Source organism: Ruminiclostridium cellobioparum DSM 1351 = ATCC 15832, assembly GCF_000621505.1.
Classification (GTDB): Bacteria; Bacillota; Clostridia; order Acetivibrionales; family DSM-1351; genus Ruminiclostridium; species Ruminiclostridium cellobioparum.
In genome coordinates, this window is sequence record NZ_JHYD01000039.1 from 1 (window position 1) to 19,224 (window position 19,224).

Consider the following 19,224-nt stretch of genomic DNA (forward strand, 5'->3'; position numbering starts at 1 on the left):
CTGTATAGGAAAGTGCCTTCTGACAGGCGGTTTCAAGACGCTCGACTGAATATTTATCAGCCAGCTTTAGAAGTCCCATGCAGCTTTTGTAAGCCTGTTGCTCCACACGTTTGGAAGTAAGTATTGCATCAACCACTTGATATATGTTAATGCCAATCCGCTCAGCCCATTTGCGGAAGCGATCACCGTTCCACTCTAAGTACTTTTGGTGGTCTTCCGGCATGTGTTCCACGATGGTGCTGTACTGTCCCTGTCGCCCGTACAAACGGCGATGAGAAGCTATTCGGTTATGGTTATAGAAAACTTCTAGCGTTTTATCTGTAATCCTCACATCTACCTTGCGTTTTATGTACTCATAAGGGATTGAGTATAGCATTCCGTGAAGGGATATGTGATAATTGAACTGAACGGTGGCTTGTTTCCATTCCGCCAGTTCATAAGGGGTAGCAGGTAATGGTGCCAGTAATGGCAGTTCTTCGTCGCGGAAGAGACTTAACCGGCTGCCCTCTTTCTTTTGGAAAAGACGGGCATTGAAGGCTTTAAGTTTCTCCTTGATGGCGTGATTTAGTTCAGCCAGTGAAAAGAACTGTTCATTTCGTAATGCGGCGGTTATCCATGTGGATATATTCCCGACAGAATTCTCTGCATTTGGCTTATCTTTTGGTTTTCTGACCCTGGCTGGAATAATAGCAGTACCATAGTGTTCCGCCATTTCATGATAAACAGCATTTACCTGCTGATTGTACCAGCCTCCTGCATGTACTACTGCTGTCTTGCAGTTATCAGGTACAAGGATTTTAGCAACTCCGCCGAAATATTCATACATATGAACATGGGCAGTTATCCACGCCTGCTGTTTTTCATTGATAAATGCTTCTACATAGGCATACTGACTGTAACTCATAACTCCCACAAAAAGATATGCTTCAACAATTTCTCCAGTATCAGGATCAGTAATATGGGCAGGGTCACCGGCCCAATCTACTTCAACCTGTTCACCTGGCTTACGCGCGATATGCATGGTTGCGCGGCGTTTCTGCTCATCCTGCTGGATGTAATGGCAGAACTGGGTATACATGAGTGGATCCGCACCTGTAAGGCGACATTCCTCCATGTATTCTGTCCATAAAAGCTTCTTGCTGACTCCGTTTTTGAGCAGTTCCTTACGAATAGAGGTAAGGTCGGGCATTTTCTTACTGTGTAAGCTTTTACCATCCTTTGGGTATAGCTTACCCTCTAAAGCCGCATTGGTTAGCTCATTAGACAGTGGCCATGAAATACTTAACTCTTCGGCTCTCTTCAAAACTTTTGATACGGTATTTCTGGAACATGGGCAGGTAAGTGCTATGTTCCGTTCACTAAACCCTAAGCTTTTTAGCCTTAGGATTTCACGATAATCGGTCATGCTTATGACCTCCTTTACATGTATTTACATCAGAAAACTGATGCACTGATACATTATAAAGGATTATTGCTAATGGCTCACTTGTCAGAAACAGTGGCTCACTCAGAACCGAAAGGGTGGCTCACTTTGACCGGACAGGCGGCTCAAAATGGACCAAATTACTCAGAATATGCGAAACCCATGCTATGACTTGAATATATCCAGAGCAAACAGAAATAGAGGTTGTACTGTTTTCTATTGCAAAAAAGGATAAGATTATGGAAGAAATAGAGATTTTTTCTGAGCGAATTTAAAGAATGGATAGCATATCAATAGAAATTTTCCTTGGAGGGATGTCATGATAAATTTTAACGTTGTACTTTTTAATGATTTTGAAACATTGGATGTTTTTGGCCCAATCGAAGTAATAGGAAAACTTGATAAGTATTATAAAATTGAGTATTACGCGGAGAAGGGCGGCATTATCAGAAGCAACCAAAATGTTAGGGTTGAGACATTACCAATATCTGATATAATAGAGCCTGATATTTTGTTAATACCGGGTGGTTTTGGAACCAGAAACGAAGTAAATAACCAAGAATTCCTTCAGCATCTAAGAGAACTATCTATGAATGCGAAATTTGTTTTGACAGTTTGTACTGGCTCTGCTTTATTGGCAAAAACGGGGCTATTGAAAAACATGAAAGCCACTTCAAATAAGATGGCTTTTGATTGGGTTGTTGAACAGGATAATGAAGTAAATTGGATAAGGGAAGCCCGATGGGTTCATGATGGTAAATACTACACTTCTTCTGGTGTTTCGGCAGGTATTGATATGACATTAGGTTTTGTGAGCGACATGATGGGAGTAGAAATTGCAGAAAAAATAGCAAAGGGTATTGAATATATCTGGAATAGAGATAAAGATAATGACCCATTTTGTTAATATGCATAAGGTACATATAATTTTTTTCAAAATTCAAATTGAACTGACTTCATAATTAATCACTAAATATGTCATGCTGTTGTCACATTTAGCACGCTATAATTATTAATGATTTTACTGGTGGCAAATAGACTATATTTTGTTAAGCATATACTAAAGGAGTGGCGGATATGATTACTATTGAGAAACTAATGTCAATTGATAAGGATGACCTGCAAGAAGCGTCAAAAGCCATTGACAATAATGATATACCGCAACTTGTAGAATGGCTGTCGGAAAAGGATGACAAAATAAGATATCAGTCATTACTCTTACTCCAACGTCGTTCTTCATCCTCTGATTATGTATATCCGTTTTGGGACATATTCAGAAAAAAATTAAAGAGTGAGAATTCGTATCAGAGAAGTATAGGTCTTATGCTTATCGCTGATAACGCAAAATGGGATAAGGATAACAGAATGGACGACACTCTTGATGAATACCTTGCCTTATTGAATGATGAGAAGCCGATAACTATACGCCAGTGTATTCAAGCACTACGTAATATAGTCCCGTATAAAAAACATTTGAACAAGAAAATTGCTAACGCAATCATGGGTATTAATATCTCGAATATTAAAGAAACAATGAGAAAACTTATATTACTTGACATATTGGAAATTCTTGCAGTAATCCGAAAATATCAGACTACCGATGAAATAGAAAATTATATTTTTAGTGCGCTTTCAGGAGAAATACTTGATAAAAAGAGCAAAAAGCAAATTGAATCCATGCTGTAGCAAAAGGGAAAATAAACTTTGAAATATTTCAATTATAAGCCGTTTTATGCATGTTCCGCAGGGGTTCTATCCAACTGATATATTGATGAAGTAATAAATACTGTTAGGGGGAGCATATGAGAAGTTCTGACATACAATTAAGAAACCGTGGATATATATATGCGGAAGATACATACGATTATACTGATTTTAGTAAGACTGAACTATTGGAATTATTAAAATCAAAGGAAGCATATAAAAGGACAATTGCAGTAAATTTATTATCCAATAAATATGAATTGGATAATGATATGATAAATTTATTTTGCAGTATGCTGTTGCAAGAGAAAAAACTTTATACAAAAATTGAGTTGTGTAATACATTATTAAAGGCTTCTGTTGATTCGGCTAAAACTATGGTTAATTATTTGGGCTTTATAGGTAACAATCAATATAAGGAATTGCCTGACAAGGAATTTAATAAGAAAAGTTACCCGCTTCCAAGAGATATTATAGCAAGAACATTAGCACATATGGGCGTTGATGTATTGCCTGAGTTAACGAAAATATTAAAAACTGACAATATTAATGCGATTAGAGAAGTTATAGATTCAATAGGTTTTATATGTTTTTATAGTAATACTCATAATGAAAGTGTTTTAAATGATTTAATGGTATGTTTCGATAAATACATAGAAGATGACATTGTTAGATGGAAAATAGTCAGGGCTTTTGAAGGTTTTAACAATAAAATGGTAATAGATATCTTGAATAACATTATGGAGAGTGACAGTAAGGAAATTATAAGAAAAGAAGCAAAAAGGTCTCTGGGTATCATTAAAAGTAGATTTGCTTTTTGGTAAACTGAGGGTTTAAGGAGATATAAGTCATGATAGAAAGAATAGCATCGAATTTAGGAAGAAATGATGAAGAGCCAAATATTGAACTGGCAATTTTGTTATGCAAAACCAAAGATACGGAGGGTATAAAGGAAATAGTACAGGGGTTGAGGGATAAAAAAACACAGGTGGCTAATGACTGTATCAAAGTTTTATATGAAATAGGTGAAAGAAATCCTGAATTAATTGCAGAATATGTTTTTGAATTTATTCAATTATTAAAATCAAAAAATAACCGACTTGTATGGGGAGGCATGACAGCATTATTAAAAATTGTTTATCTAAAGCCTGAAGAGATATATAATGACCTGGATACTGATATAAAAGCCTACGAAAACGGAAGCGTCATAACAGTAGATAATGCTATTAGTGTATTTGCAGGGATATGTAAAGCCAATGAGGGGTATGAGAAGATAGTTTTTAAATATATTCTAAAGCATCTGGCGACGTGCAGGCCAAGAGAAGTCGCCCAGCATTCGGAAAGGGCTTTTGTGTGCGTGAATAAAAACAACTCAAAAGAATTTCTGGATGTTCTTTTAAAGAGGAAAGAATCGCTAACAGATGCTCAGATTAAAAGGGGAAATAAGTTAATCAAAAAAATAGAATTGGAGCAACATAACAGTTAAATTCATTTGCATTATATTTGTGAAAAAAAGATGGACAACTTTTGGCAGGTTGTTTTATGCCAGAATAACGGAACTGGGGCAGCTGCCCGAAAGTGAAATAGGAGAAGTAAGATTAATGAAAGAGATGCCAGAGAGCGTTACCTATCCTGATATACAGCCGCAACTTCAGCAGAAAGTATGGCAGTATCTAAGTGAAAATTTGGTAGAATCTTTACAAAAAGATAAAGTAAGAAATATCAATTTCATCAATTTTATCCAAAGTTATCCTATTCATACATTTGATTCGGTCGGTGATTCTGTTCTTATAAGAGGGAGAAGTGATGAGGAATGGGTCTATATAAGCAGTAAGTCAGAAGATGAGTTTCGGCAACTTATACAAGGATTGGATGAGGAGGATAATTGCTTTGCCGTATTGGAGGACTGGATGCTCCCGTATATTGTAAAGGATAAAGAAATACGGTCCCGATTGACCAGCATCAAACTTGTATATGATGAAAAGACACCATTACCACTTGCAGAGTCCAGTGTTGTTAATCTGTCGGCTGCGATGCTCCTTATATATATGAGAACTCCAAGTATAAAGAATATATATCAATTATACATGAGGAGTGATACACAGTGTATGAGCGCATGTTGGAAAAGAATATTAAACCGACAATGGATGAGATATTTAGTATAATTGGAGATGAAGGAACAAAACACTGGAGAATAGTCGACGAGTTTTTCAATAGTTCCTATGATATTGAATCTGAAATCCGTTTCCCGTTCGGAAATAACTATGGATGGGGTGTTAGATATATTTGAATACTGTGGAAAATCTATCGCTATAAACAGTTCACCAAAAGTTCGAAAAAGCGCAATATATTCCGTTGATACAGACGATTTAACAGACATTCTTAGTACATATTTTGTTGGTAATCCAAAGTAAAATATTGTGAACATAAAGTTTTTTATATAACAGGAGGTAAAAAAATGGAAATAAAAAAATGTGTAAAAAATTCGTTTTCAGTTATAGGCAAAGAAGGTTCTACTAAAGATGGGGAAGATTTTATTCAAAAATTATGGGCTGATGCTAATTCTAATTTTGCAGAGGTGGCCTCAATGGCAAAGAAAGATGAGAAGGGAAATCTTCTTGGAATATGGGGTACAATGTCAGATTTATCCCGCTCATTCAATCCCTGGGAAGATAATTTCACCAAAGGGCTTTACCTCGCAGGTATTGAAGTTATGGATAATGCTCAAGCACCACAAGGATGGGTAAAGTGGACGATTCCATCATATGAATATGTATATGTAAAGAATGGGAACGAAAATACATTCAAAGAGGTTATAGAGTATCTGAAAGAAAATAATATCAAACTTGTGGGTGCTGCTCACGATTATAACTGTCCTGAAGATGGGCAAGGATATATTTTTTTCCCGATACGGAAGTTGAATGATGAGTAATTATATTGAGTAAAGAAGCATCGGAGTATTGAAATTTATGACCATCAGTTTCCCACTTCGGATGAGGTGGTAAAAGGGATAACCCAATGGTTTGCAAATCCATATTGACAATGTGGAAAATATATGCAATAATACCTGAAAAGTGAGTATGCTTGCGCAGTAAACTGCAAGCAGCATAGGGACAATGTAAGTCCTACACGAACGGAGATAAACCCTTCGGAGTCACTCTTACGAGTGGTTCTGCGGGGTTTTTTATATTTTGCTGGAGGGGTGATTATATGACCGGCGGATTCACTATAATAGAACGGATTCCTACCGTGGAAGAGTACATAAAACTGCGAAATTCCGTAGGATGGGGTATTGCTGAAAGAGAATCAATCCAAAAGGGGTTAAGTAATTCATTATATGCTGTATGTATTGAGTTTGGAGGAAACATAATTGGGATGGGACGTGTCATTGGTGATGGTGCATTAGCATATTACATACAAGATATTATTGTTTTACCAGCATTTCAGAAACAGGGTGTTGGCAGATTAATCATGGATGACATTATACGACATCTAAAAAAGAATTGTACTCCCAATTCCATTGTTGGATTAATGGCAGCAAAGGGAGTTACCGCTTTTTATGAGAAGTATGGGTTTATTGCACGGCCAGATGAAAAGCATGGGCCTGGGATGTTTATTCGATGGTCATAATTAGAAGTAAGCTGAAAGACTATAAGTAGAAATGGGGGATTGGAATGGATTTTATCATAAGACCTGTAAAATTAGAGGATGCTCCATCCATCAATGAGATGAGGAGAATGGATGGGGTCAGAGAAAATACGCTGGGGATATTCAGTGAGAGAGTTACACGGTCTGAGGATTTTATCAAAGGGTTAAGTGAATATGAACATCTTCTTGTTGCCGAAGTTGATGAAAATGGAGTTAAGAAAGCGGTAGGACTTGCAGGGCTTCATACTAATAGAAATCCAAGATTAAGGCATTCCGCAAGTGTAGGTATCATGGTGCATGCTGACTATCAGGGAAAAGGGATTGGCACAGCACTTCTGAAAAAGTTAATTGACCTGGCTGATAATTGGTTGATGTTGGTGAGACTTGAATTAACTGCGTTTGTTGAAAATGAGGGGGCAGTGAAACTTTATAAGTCTTTAGGATTCGAGATAGAAGGAACTAAGAAGTATGCCGCTATTCGGAATGGCAAGTATGCGGATGAATACCTGATGGCGAGGTATAATTTGAGAGTATAGTTTGTATCGCTAAAAATATTGCAATCATTCATTGAAATGGAACAATTTACGATGATGTCTGTTATTCTATAACAAAAACAGATTATTTAGCAAAATGATGAAACTGTACAAATGGTAGAGTTATTATGGGGGCGTTAAAAGTGATTAGAAAGATGGAGGAACTGGCCATGAATGCGTGGCCAGCATTACAGACAAAACACTACGATGGGTGGGTACTCAGGTTTGCAGATGGATATACCAGAAGAGCAAATGCTGTGATTCCAATTTATGAATCCACAATCCTATTAGATAAAAAAATAGATTTTTGTGAAAAAGAATATGCGTCACATAATCTACCTACTTTATTCAAATTAACGGCTGAGAGTACTCCGGAAGGAATTGATACCAGACTGGAAGAGAGAGGATATGTAAGAGATAATGTTGCTGCACTGAGAATATTGGATTTAGGTCAATACGTTCGTAATGAATCTCAAGGTGTTACTATCGAATCACAATTTAGCAATGAATGGTTGGAAGGATTCTTCTATTGCTCAAATATTGTAGGTGAAAAAACTCAGTTAACTGCAAAGAGAATTCTGGATAATATCCTGGGAGCAGTCATATGTGTGACAAAACAAGTTGAAGGAAAGGTTGTCGGATGTGGGTACGGTGCAGTTGAAAGAGATTATATTGGTATTTTTGATATTGTAGTCGATAAAGATTTCAGAGGAAATGGCTATGGCAAGGATATTATGAATGGAATTCTCGGGCCAGCATTACAACGGAAAATAAGAACTGCATATTTGCAGGTTGCTGTGGGTAATACTCCTGCCGAGAAACTATATGATAAAATAGGTTTCAAAGAGGAATATCGGTATTGGTACAGAAGATTGGAAAAATAAACTGCATCAAACAAAAGAAATTAGGGAGGCAAAAGGATTGAATTGGAATTTGAAAAAGTTTAATGAAATGACCACAGAGGAACTGTATGAAATCCTAAAATTGAGAAACGAAATATTTGTTGTTGAACAGCAGTGTGCTTACCAAGATTGTGATGATAAAGATAAAAAAGCGCTTCACTTGTTTTTGCAAGATAAGGATGAAATTACTGCGTATTTAAGGATTTTGGAAAAGGGTGTTTCATACAATGAAATTTCTATTGGTAGGGTGGTTGTTAATAAAAATTATCGTGGAAAAGGCTTAGCGAAGGAAATGATGCTCGCAGCCTTAAAATATATTGATGAAAACTTACATGAAAGGGAAATAAGAATTTCTGCACAGGCATACCTGCTTAAATTCTATAAGAGTCTTGGATTCCACGAGGTTTCTGAACAATATTTAGAAGATAATATTCCACATGTTGAGATGTTATTTAAAAAGAGTCCAAAATAATTTAAATATTATATTTGTGAAAGGAATGATGATTTATGAGTAAAACAAGTTTCAAAGTAAACATTAACCCAGTGAAAGCATTTCAACTTGTCAAAGAAAGTGAAGATGCTGATTTAATTCACGAAGAAATAAATAATGTGGGAGACCAAAAATATATTGCCATTCTTGTATTTGAAAAGTACTTTTTTAGGGTAAGCAATCGAGCAGGTTTGATAGTAATCTTCGATAATACGAAAGGTGAAACCGAAGTTCGTGTAATAGCAACTGCGAGTTCCCAGGGAGTGATTTTCAATTTTGACTGGGGTGCAGGAGATGATTTTGCAGATAGCGTAAAAGAAATTCTTGAGGAATATATTGTATAAAGCATAATTGAAAAAGGTGAATTTATGGGCAAAGAAGATAGGTATAAGGAATATGCAAGGGTACTATTCTGGCTGGCAGTGTTTACTCTCATAATGATAATATATTGTGTGGTATTTGGACTTATAATTTCACCTGCTGGAGCAACTGGGGTATTAAAAAGCGAGGGCATTATTGCATCGTTTGCATATATCATTCTTTGGTTTGGACTGTCAGTATTAGCGGGTTATAAGTGGTATAAAGAAATATTTATATCTGCAATGATTTACTCAGCGTTTCCTATAATCGGATTAACATGTGGCACGTTATTTATTGGAACGCCTTTAGGTATTGGGGCGATGCTATTTTTCTCCTGGTCTGCTCCGATTCAGGGGATGTGTTTTGGAAATGAAGGGCTGATTAAATCTATGGTTATAATTCAGCCGTTATTATTTTTATTAGGCTATTTTTTAACAGCCTATCTCAGAAAACAAAAAGATTGTTAATTATATACTCAAACACAGTACCTTGGGTGCTACAAAAGGTTCATGACAGGCTGTATGAGTCTTTTTGAATGTTGATAAGAAAATAGCGAATGGAACTTATTTTTCTTTTTTTATGTCTAATATAGAGTAAGTATCTTGAGATATGTGTCAAATATCAGTATTAAGTAGAATAGAATAAAAGTTAAAAAATTAGGGATGTGGTTAAGTGAATAAAACAGTTAGTTCATTAATACTACTTTTGATTTGCGTCAGTACTTTATATGGATGCAGTACTCATAAGAATCCCAATAATAACATAGGTGCTGTAAGTCCTATAAATGCTGAGGATTTTCTAAAAACAAAAGGATTTGATATTGTAAAAACAAATGATAAGGCAGATTCATATGTTTTAAGTAAAGAAAAGTTAAGCAGTGGGAGTTATTCTAATATATGGGGATTACAGATGCTGGATGTAAAGAGTTACATCGGTAAAACAGTTGATACCTATGGATTTACAGTCAAAGGGCACCCTCTGGATAACGCCCGTGATAATAACAAGCATCAGACGAAAGTTTGGGTGATGGTAGTTGAAAATACGGTTATTGGCGGGTATTCCCTCCCAGATTACGATGAGGTTCATTATGGAGGGGTGTATTCTATTGATGGAAAAACGCTGGAAGAAGTAACAGGATTGAGTTTTCAGGAATGGTCAGATAGATGGAAAAAAGATTATAACAGCCAGAAATCTCAAAAAACATCTGAGCAAATTTCAAAATTGATTGACGATAAATTAAATGCCATTATTTCCAATCCAAAACACATGGCTTCTTCCAATCCATATGACCATACAAAAGAAAACGAGGACTACGAATATATCGTAAACCAAGGGGATAAGGCTCTGGAGTACATGCTGAGTAAGTTTAAGAAGTCCAATGAAAACGGATTGAAAGAGTATGTTATGGCTATAGCCTGCTCTGAAATCCTTGGAGAGAAGCCAGAGCAAAAGAACTGGAGCAGCGGTAGGGAGTGGTATGAGAATTATTTAAAAGATAAAAAGCAGGAGAATATCAATATTAAGGGGAGCCTCGTTGATGTATACAGCATAGCACTTGATTCATTTATGCCATTGGATGAAGGACTTAACGGGGATATGAAGTTTATTGCTATTGCGGGTAACACACTAAAGTATTTACAGGCCGATAAAAGAAATGTAGTTCTGAAGAATTTTGAAAAGTACAAGGTTAAAGTCATGGATGCTTCCCTTGAAGAGTTAAAGAAAGTGGGCCTATTCAATGAAAAACAGTTATACCTGGAAGGAGTACTATTAAGTGTTAAGGATGTGACAATTGTATCAGATGAAGAGATAGTTGTGGAAGGCTCGAAATACCGTTCTGGAGACGGTGCTATAGGAGTCAAATGCACTTTAAAATATAAAAATGGGAATTGGATGGTTGATAAGGCTGACATCACATGGATAAGTTAGCCAAACATAATCGGTTAAAAGATATAGACTTGTCTATGAGAATGTGGGAGCAGGAGTGAGTTATGCTGAAAAAGAATTTATTTGTTGGTATATGCCTTGGAATGGTAATCATTTTTACAAGTTGTGGTTCTACAAAAAGTACAGTGGGTACGGAAAGTACAAATACACAGCAAATATCAAAGCAGGAGAAACCTAATGCAATAAAGGATTCTGCGGTGCCTGGATTTGAAGGAATATATAATGACACAGTAGAAATTGATGTTTCTTTTAACTCAAATGGCATGTATAGAGAATTTAAACTTACTCAAATCAAAGACAGCAAAAAGGAAATTACTTTTGCGTTTGATGACCCAGCATTTGCAGTTGGGTATTTAGACATTGATGGGAAGAAATATGACCCAGGAGCAGTTATCTTGGGAAAAATGTAGAGGTTGAAATATACAGGCTTAGAGAGCCGCTTCCTGATTTTATGAAGCCCAGAATGAATGCAAGAGGAATTACCCTAAAATATGATGGGAAAATCATTGGGGCATATATTGATGCTGGGAGACATGACAGTTTTGCCTGCTCCCCTGATAGGAAAAGTCTGAAGGACATAACCAATAAAGACTGGGATAACTGGGTTGGCGATTACATTGATTACAACAGCGGTCTGGAAACTAAATTATCAAAAATGGGTCCGGAAGATCTGGCAGAAAACAGTATTTATTTTGTAAAAGCCAGGAACTACAATATTACCATGATTTTCCTATCACTTTTTTCAATATATCAACAACCCGGTCAAGGAAGTGGTATTCAGTTAGGACTACTTGGCTTATTTTCCATACCGATAGCAATTCTATTAATGGTATTGAGTACACTTGTTGTATATAACCCTTTCATGGTGGTAAAAAGAAATGGCTAAAAGCCGGGAACAGATAGACATATATACAGAAGCAAACACAAGGTGGAAGCAGTTTCTGCGCTGGCAATGGCATTCATTATTGTGATGTATATATTGTCGATAGCGATAACTACTCTAATAATGATGTTTGTGAAAAGATGCGGAGAGCGTCTATGAACATTATAAAAATTGTAATAAAAATAAGCCTTTCTTATTGATTGGCTTATTTTTTGTTGGTTTCCTGTTCTTCCAAAACAGATTTTATCAGTTTCGTGATGAGCCTCAGACTGCTTGCATCACAGTCCTTTAAAAGACTTGCTATTTCATCTTTTATGTACTCTTTCGATTCATACAGTGAATCGTATAGAACGAAATCAGGGGTTATACTTTGTAATAATATCAAATTCAGTGGAACAATATAAAACTGAAATTAAAGATTATAGTGCAATTCCTGACGAATACAAAACTTATGTTCTTAAAGCCTATGGTTTAGGATTGCTATCTGGATATGAGGATAAATCTTTCAGGTATAACGGAATCCTAAACAGGGCTGAGGCTTGTGCGGTGATTATTAGATTTATGAATACAAAGGACAAGCAGGTTGCTGATATGCAAAAGAGTACACAAAGTCCAGTCTCAAATAAAAACATTGACCAATCAAATGTTAATATCACAGATAAGGTTATTATCATTCCTTATGAGTGCGAAAAGAATCCAAGTGGGGTGTTTATCCCAGATATTACAGTTAATGATGATTCTGCTTATCAGATGATTTTGTTCAGTAACAAAATGTCTTTGGAAGAACAATTTAAAGTACAATAAGTAAAATATTTTTTAATTGGTATGTATTGACGAATTTACCATAAATTGTAGTATAATATACACATATAATTTTATAATATAGGAGGGTTTTTAAAATGTTAAAGAAAAAAATGATGTCCTTTGTATTAGTAATAGTGATGGGAGCAATGCTATTAAATTGCGTTCCTGTGGCTGCGGCAGGTTCACCAATACCATCTGCTGATGCAGTTCAAGTCAGCGCAGTTCCGGCAGTTGACACACAGAATGCGGATACGTTGTATAATATCAATCCGCGTTTGCGGGGTAACAACATACCAACGACTTTTTGGGATTTAACTGCAAAAGGTGCTTATTCCGTCCAAATGGGGCCGAATGGGCAAGGCGGCATTCTTTGGACATACACGAACTATATTTTTAATCCAAATAGCAGTGGCGAAATATTCATCGACAATACAAACATGACAAGCGACAATCAGGATATGTACATTGAGTGCTATGTGTCTGGCACCAATGCGCTTGCGACAACTTGGGTCGGTAAGCCTTTGCCCGCAGGGACTGTTGTGAAATTTTACAACTTAAGTACAAGTAACCGCTACTACTTCAAATTTGGATCGACGCCAAATTATTTCTTGGGCGGCACCGGGTCTATTTACAACCACCGCTAATGCTAAAAAACTAATTACTAATTTCTTCTTCATAACAATTCCTGCTTTGTTTATCACTATTTAGAAGCGGCAAAATGTATTAATGGTGATTATACTGATACCATAGATGCTGACGGTTATTGGTGGTCATATGCAGAAGATAAAAATGGTACAAAAGGGTATGGAGCTTCCAACTATTTTTCTACTGATGGTGTTGAATAAATTAAAGAGACTGTAAAAAATTTTGTTGGTTTGGAATGAGGAAAAAACTCCTTCTTGGCAAAAATTATTAACATAATGCTAAGGAGGAGTTTTTATGGGAGCGACCAAATTCGTGCTCAGATTGAGCACCTTATATGCATGACTTGTTAAATTTTAAACTTATACGATCTGCATGTTTATCACCACTATACAATGTTCACCTAACCTTACACAAGTATTTATCAATCCGGTGCCGGGAAGGATGGTGTTGCAAATATTCAAATGGTAGAACCTTCCGTTTATGCTCTGGAGGGAATTGTAATACTCTCTTGAGTTGCTGTAAATAGTTGATCTGACTTCATCTGATGGATTTATATAGGTCTTGCTTATATCATCTTTTTCATTTGGAGGACTTCAAGAAAACTTTCGTCAATATCACCAGACAGGACAGGGACATTCTTGAAAAAGACATATAGGTGGTTGGGCTTTTTTTCTTCATTAAAACCTTTATATGCTTTTTGGAACTCTTCCCTTGCATACTTTCCGACCTTTTTGAAAAACAGGAAAACAGGATATTACAGTCAAGAAGCGATTCGTTAAAGCGGTCTTGAATTCTTAAAGGGTGAAAGGAATGCTCCTGTTTCTTCCCATCTTACACACAGCAGATGAACGCCTTGTTCTATATATTTATCTTTTTCCCTGCCAATGAAAATCTCTATTTGATCACGCTCAGTATTTAGCTCAAACGAAGACGCTATGAATATTTTAACTTTTTTCACTAATTTGCCCCTCAAAAAATACAGCAATCCACAGATATTTACCATATTTGAAGTATTTGTTTAACAATTTATATAAAAATTGTTTATGTAAAACACTACAGACTTTGCATAGTATAAAAAGGATATTTATAAATAGGCTTCTGTGTAGCAATGCTGTTCATAACTACACAAACCCCCCAAGATAACCAATTGCTCCCAAGCCTTAGCGTGCAATATTTTAACCGTTATTAACCATTCGTACTCTTAACGTACAGAAATTGCAAAAATCTGCCCGTACTCCTGATAGTAATAGAATATCTAATATTATGTATTTTAGTACCAAACTTTATGAGAACCCACAAGTTGTGCTTCAGTTTAATAAAGTTGTATACTGAATAATAAAGATGTATACCGATTTCAATAAAAAATATTGAACAGGTATACATCTTTTTAGGTTATTAGACCTGCGAGTTAATAATTGTAATTAAATTCTTTTTCTCTATAAGTGTTTATACCCTTACCTTCGAGGATTTCTGTACCTGTTACAAGAAGGCGAATCAAGTGCATTGCGTGCTTATTAAGATGGAGTTCATCCTTTTTGCTATTTCTGTGATTAAGCTTGGAATAATCTTTAACTATGTTGTTCATATCAGAATAAATATTTTTAAAGTCCCTCAAGGGATAGTATTTCAGGTTTATATCAATAAATATTTCTGTATCCATTTCTTCTCTTGCAGATTTATCAATATATAAGCTTATTTCGCTGCCAGTAAAGCTTTTATAAGTCCTTTTGAGATGATCCATCTGTCCCAATATACTATTTAAGGTATGCTGCTCTTTTGCTGCTTGGGGATAGTTGTCCCTTGCAAGAGCATTTTGAAGCCTTCTAAGCTGAGCTGCGGCATAGTTGCCAAAGCTTTGAATAGCCTTTCTAGATAAAAATAGATCAACATTGTCTCTCAGGAGTTGTCCTTCTTTGGTCAGATAAAGAAGATGTTCCGGTTTTGTGCCAAGTATCTCAAGAACATTTGGGTTGCAATTTACACAGAGAGATATAAATTTCTTTAGTCCGTATACAACTGTATCGGTTGTCCTGTTTTCAAACTGCTCAAAACTTGATAATCCCATAATATCCTGTTTCGTTTCCACAGAAACACCCCTGACATCAATATCACTGTTGTCTACATTAGTTCCGTAGGCTATGGAGCCTGCAGTTGTAAGGATTAAAATATTATTCCCGAGGTGCGGGTCTTTCCTTAAAAACTCATATTCTTTTGAATTTAGCTTATCTTTTATAGTTTGAATATTCATACGATCCTCCTCGAACAGCTAAGCCCAGGCTTCCCTAAGAGATTCTCTAAACAACGAGTTTAAAGGCTCATAATCGGATTTTTTATCTTTTCTGACAGTTGTAAGATATTGCTCATAATGTTCTATTCTACTTCCAAGAAAATCAATTATTATTTGACTTTTTGGCTCAATATCAATCTCCAAGCCGGAAATCTTTTTATCAAGCAGCTTATAAATTTCATTTACTAAGATGTCATCCAACTGCTGCTCAGCCATAAGCTTGCTAAACTCCATTGGGGGAATGGTATTCTTTTTTTCAATCCGCATACATGCCAGAATTGGTCTTAATATATAGAAATATTTTTTAATCTTAACCTGGTCTGTATTCATAACGTCTTCAAACTTACTTCTGGCAGTATGAAGATAGTGATATATTGTAGGAACTGATGAAAAATAATCAGGTAAAAGATCCCGCATCTTTTGAGCTGTACAGTAATTTTCTCTGTATATAATATTTGAAGACTATATTCATGATATGAGGATCGCTCAGATGTTTGCAGAATTCAACCGAAAAGCAATAGCAGAGGTAATTGTGCGCAAAATGGGTTTTGAGGTCAAAGATAGTTTCACCACAATTCATAATTATATAGATATGAATGAAATGATTTTGAGAAAAGGCGCTATATCCGCAAGGGAAGGCGAAAGAGTAATAATTCCTGTTAATATGAGGGATGGAAGCATTATCGCTGTTAGTAGTTCTTCTGCAATTCCGTATATACTACCAAGACTAAATGGCTGGGTATTACCTGTAAGAAGTTTGGCAGAATATCCCAGATTACAAATGGATGAGTAGCTGAAAAAGAGATTAAATAAGAAATAATTTTATAAGCGAAGTGAAGAGGTTTATTGGGTCAATTTATCAATTGCATCTTGTACGAATTGCCGGCTTTTTTCAATATCCGCGGATTGATCACGGTCCTCATAGAGAGCCGGGATGATCTCACGGAAAGAGGTATAAAGTTTCCGGGTTTTTTCCCCGAGCCGTGGGTTTCCCCGCAGTGTTACGGCTTGCGCGCCGTGGATCAGTTCTATTGCAGACAGGTAATACAGGTTGTCTAAAATCGAACTGATCTTTTTTACTGCAAAAGCTGTATTGGCAGCATGATCTTCTATTGCTCCTGCGACTTCAAGAAAATCCAGCGAACTGGGGTTGGCATACATGCGGATTTCCGTATCTAAAATGCTGACAGTTTTTTGTACCGTTGGGAAACCCAATACATTGGCATTTGGAGTCAAAAAACGGTCAAGCCCGGAAAAACGCGGATCAGAGATTCTCAGTATCCTGTGGCATATCATTTTTGAAAGATGAGCCAGTGCAATTGAGGACATCTCAATTCCCTGGACTAAAGAGAGGGTTTCAAAATTGCAATTACCAATAAAGCGTTTTTCTTGGGGAAGCAGGCAGGGGTTGTCCTGTGTGTGATTCAGGTCAAGGGCCAGCTGATTTTGAGCAAATTGCAATGCATCGAGAACCGCAGCTGCAACAGCTATCTGATTCCGGAAACTCAATGGGTCCTGTAAACTACGGGATTTATCCGGCTGCCACAGGTAGCTGCCTTCCAGAAAGCTTCTGCATTGCTCGGCACATCTTATTTGATTTGGACTGCCTTTCAGAAGATTTACCTCCTGGTTTAAAGGGTCAACAACACCATTTATACCCTCCAGGCTGAGACAATATACCAACTGGTTCATATCCAGATAGTTAAATACCCTTTCCAGAAAAAGTGCTGTAAAAGCATGAGACTGTGCATTGGAGGAGATTAAACCCAAACCTTCCTTGGGACCCAGAATGAGCGGGGAAAGACCCAGAGAGGCCAGAACTTCACTGCCTGCCATTATCCGGCCCCTGTACTCTGCTTCACCTTCTCCCGTAAGCACCAGGCCTATTGATGAAAGCGGACCGATGTCAGCTTCGCCGATGGAGCCGCACCATTTCATTATTGGACAGACATCCTTTTCCAGGAAAGTAACGAGATATTTGACAAGTGCGGGAGAAACACCGGTATTTCCCCTGAGGAAGCCGTTAATCAAAACCAGAAGTACTGCACGTACTTCTTCTTTGGTACAGCTCTCACGTATGGCCACGTTATGGCTCCGGAGAAGCGAAAGGTTGAATTGCATCACATCCGAAGGAGCTACGCTCCGGTCCTTGTTAAAGCCTACACTTGTATTCATACCATAGACCTTATGATTATTTGAGGAACTTATCCCGAGCAGAAGCTGATGGGATTCATTTACCCTGTTCATAGCCTTTTCGGGAATTACGGGAACAGATATTCTGTATGCAGTTTCATAAATTTGTTTAGTTGTAAGATGGCTGCCGTCTATAATAAAGTTTTTCAATTGTTTTCACCTGCTAACGATATGTAAGTTCTGTTCCGATTTTTGCATCTATGGCTTTTTGCCATATCAGATATCCTAAAGCTATATCATTGAGTGACAAACCGCGGTGCCAGAATAGAATACGTTCATCCTTTGATTCACGTCCTTTTTTCTGTCCGGTTACTATTTGGCATAATTCTGCATAAAGTGTTTCCTGAGACAGCTTTCCCGAGTCGACATGATAGCGGAGACTGCCAAATTTACCGCCCTTGCACTGTCCCCAATCATCAACTATTATTTTATCCATGACATCGGTCAAATCATTTTCAACTGCGCTTATTGTACCATAAGGAACAACAAAGGTTCCGGGTGCTACCCACCTGGTTAAAAGAAAAGGCTCCGGCTCTATAAGCCTTGTTGCCTCAACCATGATATCTGCTCCTTTTAAGCAATCCTCACTGTTGTCAACGGCAATAACAGGTTTGCCCAATTTCCCGGTAAGAAGTTTTGCAAAAGCTTCTCTTGATTCAGGCCTTCTGCTGTTAACACGGATTTCATCAAAATTGAAAATACTGTCCAGCAATATTACATTCCAGTATGAGGTTCCACGGGCACCAAGATGTCCAAGAATTTTACTGTCTTTTCTGGCCAGATATTTTGCACCGATTGCAGTGAGGGCTCCGGTCCGCATATCGGTAATAGCTGTTGCATCCAGGATTGCCAGAGGCATACCGGTACCGGGATCATATAGATTTAACAGGGCAAGCTCGGAAGGGAGATTTTTTTTATAATTGTCCACATAGTCACCTACAATTTTTACACCTGCAACATTGAGAGGTTCTATATAGCCCCTTAAAATATTGAAGTGACCGTTAACAGACGGATTGGGAATGAGGTGAACCCGGGGTTCAATTACGGTTTGGCTGCTTCCCTGTGCGACAAGACTTTGTTCCACCGAATTTAAAATTTCTTCATTTGTCAGATTCATGGATTCGATATCTTTTCCGCTGATAAATAGTATCTTATTGTTATTCATAATAATGTCTCCCCAGCATAAGTAATTATTAGTGAGTTCATTATAACTTTGCTGTTTATTAAAGTCAATGAAAAAATCATACTATACCTATTGACATAGTATGAAAAAATGAATATTATGTTAATAATAATTCATATGTAACTTATATGATTAGTATGTTTGTGATGGACGCAGATAGCCTGCAGTTTTCAAAGGACAGATGTGTATTTCGGAACATCTGTATCGTACATAATAATTTTA

Annotated in this window: 23 protein-coding genes and 1 pseudogene; 18 read left to right on the top strand and 6 right to left on the bottom strand. The window is 36.9% G+C overall.

From position 1 onward, the window contains the following. A partial coding sequence (istA, locus tag T344_RS0114810; protein ID WP_027629364.1) for an IS21 family transposase occupies positions 1–1,405 on the bottom strand: 1,405 nt, incomplete at its 3' end. Positions 1,406–1,742: 337 nt separating this feature from the next. Here istA and T344_RS0114815 point away from each other — a divergent pair. The 17 genes from T344_RS0114815 to T344_RS0114910 all read left to right on the top strand — a co-directional run bounded on the left by T344_RS0114815 (position 1,743) and on the right by T344_RS0114910 (position 13,338). Further along, positions 1,743–2,330, top strand: a complete 588-nt coding sequence (locus T344_RS0114815; protein WP_207641840.1) for a DJ-1/PfpI family protein — start codon at positions 1,743–1,745, stop codon at positions 2,328–2,330. 170 nt (positions 2,331–2,500) lie between these two features. Further along, positions 2,501–3,109, top strand: coding sequence for a hypothetical protein (locus T344_RS0114820; RefSeq protein WP_027629366.1), 609 nt, complete (start codon positions 2,501–2,503; stop codon positions 3,107–3,109). 116 nt (positions 3,110–3,225) lie between these two features. Continuing rightward, positions 3,226–3,951 carry a HEAT repeat domain-containing protein gene (locus T344_RS0114825; RefSeq protein WP_027629367.1) on the top strand — a complete coding sequence of 242 codons (726 nt, stop codon included), beginning with the start codon at positions 3,226–3,228 and terminating at the stop codon, positions 3,949–3,951. Positions 3,952–3,977: 26 nt separating this feature from the next. After that, positions 3,978–4,613: a hypothetical protein gene (locus T344_RS0114830; RefSeq protein ID WP_027629368.1), complete on the top strand. Its 636-nt coding sequence runs from the start codon at positions 3,978–3,980 to the stop codon at positions 4,611–4,613. A 618-nt stretch (positions 4,614–5,231) separates the two neighbouring features. Further along, positions 5,232–5,417 (top strand): DUF3788 family protein, encoded by a 186-nt coding sequence (locus T344_RS30765; protein WP_027629369.1) that lies wholly within the window; start codon positions 5,232–5,234, stop codon positions 5,415–5,417. 168 nt (positions 5,418–5,585) lie between these two features. Continuing rightward, positions 5,586–6,059, top strand: a complete 474-nt coding sequence (locus T344_RS0114845; RefSeq protein ID WP_027629370.1) for a GyrI-like domain-containing protein — start codon at positions 5,586–5,588, stop codon at positions 6,057–6,059. Positions 6,060–6,337: 278 nt separating this feature from the next. Then, positions 6,338–6,757 carry a GNAT family N-acetyltransferase gene (locus T344_RS0114850; protein WP_027629371.1) on the top strand — a complete coding sequence of 140 codons (420 nt, stop codon included), beginning with the start codon at positions 6,338–6,340 and terminating at the stop codon, positions 6,755–6,757. Between the two features lie 44 nt (positions 6,758–6,801). Further along, entirely contained in the window at positions 6,802–7,311 is a 510-nt protein-coding gene (locus T344_RS0114855) for a GNAT family N-acetyltransferase (RefSeq protein WP_027629372.1), read from the top strand. 140 nt (positions 7,312–7,451) lie between these two features. After that, positions 7,452–8,192 carry a GNAT family N-acetyltransferase gene (locus T344_RS0114860; protein ID WP_162178038.1) on the top strand — a complete coding sequence of 247 codons (741 nt, stop codon included), beginning with the start codon at positions 7,452–7,454 and terminating at the stop codon, positions 8,190–8,192. A 37-nt stretch (positions 8,193–8,229) separates the two neighbouring features. Further along, positions 8,230–8,682, top strand: a complete 453-nt coding sequence (locus T344_RS0114865) for a GNAT family N-acetyltransferase (protein ID WP_027629374.1) — start codon at positions 8,230–8,232, stop codon at positions 8,680–8,682. Positions 8,683–8,717: 35 nt separating this feature from the next. Further along, the gene (locus tag T344_RS0114870) at positions 8,718–9,044 is read left to right on the top strand and encodes a DUF6054 family protein (protein WP_027629375.1); all 327 of its coding nucleotides are present in this window, start codon (positions 8,718–8,720) and stop codon (positions 9,042–9,044) included. Between the two features lie 24 nt (positions 9,045–9,068). After that, on the top strand, positions 9,069–9,527 hold the full coding sequence (locus T344_RS0114875) for a hypothetical protein (RefSeq protein ID WP_027629376.1): 459 nt from the start codon (positions 9,069–9,071) through the stop codon (positions 9,525–9,527). A gap of 205 nt (positions 9,528–9,732) precedes the next feature. Further along, a complete protein-coding gene (locus tag T344_RS29850; protein ID WP_051571911.1) occupies positions 9,733–10,989 on the top strand; it encodes a hypothetical protein in 1,257 nt (418 codons plus the stop codon). A 62-nt stretch (positions 10,990–11,051) separates the two neighbouring features. Further along, positions 11,052–11,417: a hypothetical protein gene (locus T344_RS0114890; RefSeq protein ID WP_027629377.1), complete on the top strand. Its 366-nt coding sequence runs from the start codon at positions 11,052–11,054 to the stop codon at positions 11,415–11,417. A 53-nt stretch (positions 11,418–11,470) separates the two neighbouring features. Beyond that, a complete protein-coding gene (locus T344_RS0114895) occupies positions 11,471–11,893 on the top strand; it encodes a hypothetical protein (protein WP_034861688.1) in 423 nt (140 codons plus the stop codon). Between the two features lie 333 nt (positions 11,894–12,226). Then, complete coding sequence (locus T344_RS0114905) at positions 12,227–12,694, top strand: S-layer homology domain-containing protein (protein WP_162178039.1); 468 nt, start codon at positions 12,227–12,229, stop codon at positions 12,692–12,694. Between the two features lie 95 nt (positions 12,695–12,789). Beyond that, the gene (locus tag T344_RS0114910; protein WP_027629380.1) at positions 12,790–13,338 is read left to right on the top strand and encodes a hypothetical protein; all 549 of its coding nucleotides are present in this window, start codon (positions 12,790–12,792) and stop codon (positions 13,336–13,338) included. A 776-nt stretch (positions 13,339–14,114) separates the two neighbouring features. On the opposite strand, the gene T344_RS0114920 is transcribed toward T344_RS0114910, so the two are convergent. From T344_RS0114920 to T344_RS28380, 3 genes and pseudogenes are all read right to left on the bottom strand, one after another. After that, on the bottom strand, positions 14,115–14,297 hold the full coding sequence (locus T344_RS0114920; RefSeq protein WP_027629381.1) for a hypothetical protein: 183 nt from the start codon (positions 14,295–14,297) through the stop codon (positions 14,115–14,117). A gap of 468 nt (positions 14,298–14,765) precedes the next feature. Then, a pseudogene (locus T344_RS28375) lies at positions 14,766–15,587 on the bottom strand (DNA polymerase beta superfamily protein); the annotation flags it as partial. An 18-nt stretch (positions 15,588–15,605) separates the two neighbouring features. Beyond that, entirely contained in the window at positions 15,606–16,043 is a 438-nt protein-coding gene (locus tag T344_RS28380) for a DNA polymerase beta superfamily protein (RefSeq protein WP_084331241.1), read from the bottom strand. Between the two features lie 49 nt (positions 16,044–16,092). Between T344_RS28380 and T344_RS31945 the strand changes: the two genes are divergently transcribed. Next, positions 16,093–16,419, top strand: coding sequence for an RtcB family protein (locus tag T344_RS31945; protein ID WP_479692232.1), 327 nt, complete (start codon positions 16,093–16,095; stop codon positions 16,417–16,419). Positions 16,420–16,469: 50 nt separating this feature from the next. On the opposite strand, the gene T344_RS0114940 is transcribed toward T344_RS31945, so the two are convergent. Continuing rightward, complete coding sequence (locus T344_RS0114940; RefSeq protein WP_027629383.1) at positions 16,470–17,969, bottom strand: HAL/PAL/TAL family ammonia-lyase; 1,500 nt, start codon at positions 17,967–17,969, stop codon at positions 16,470–16,472. Between the two features lie 13 nt (positions 17,970–17,982). Next, a complete protein-coding gene (locus tag T344_RS0114945) occupies positions 17,983–18,984 on the bottom strand; it encodes an ornithine cyclodeaminase family protein (protein WP_027629384.1) in 1,002 nt (333 codons plus the stop codon). Between the last annotated feature and the right edge of the window lie 240 nt (positions 18,985–19,224).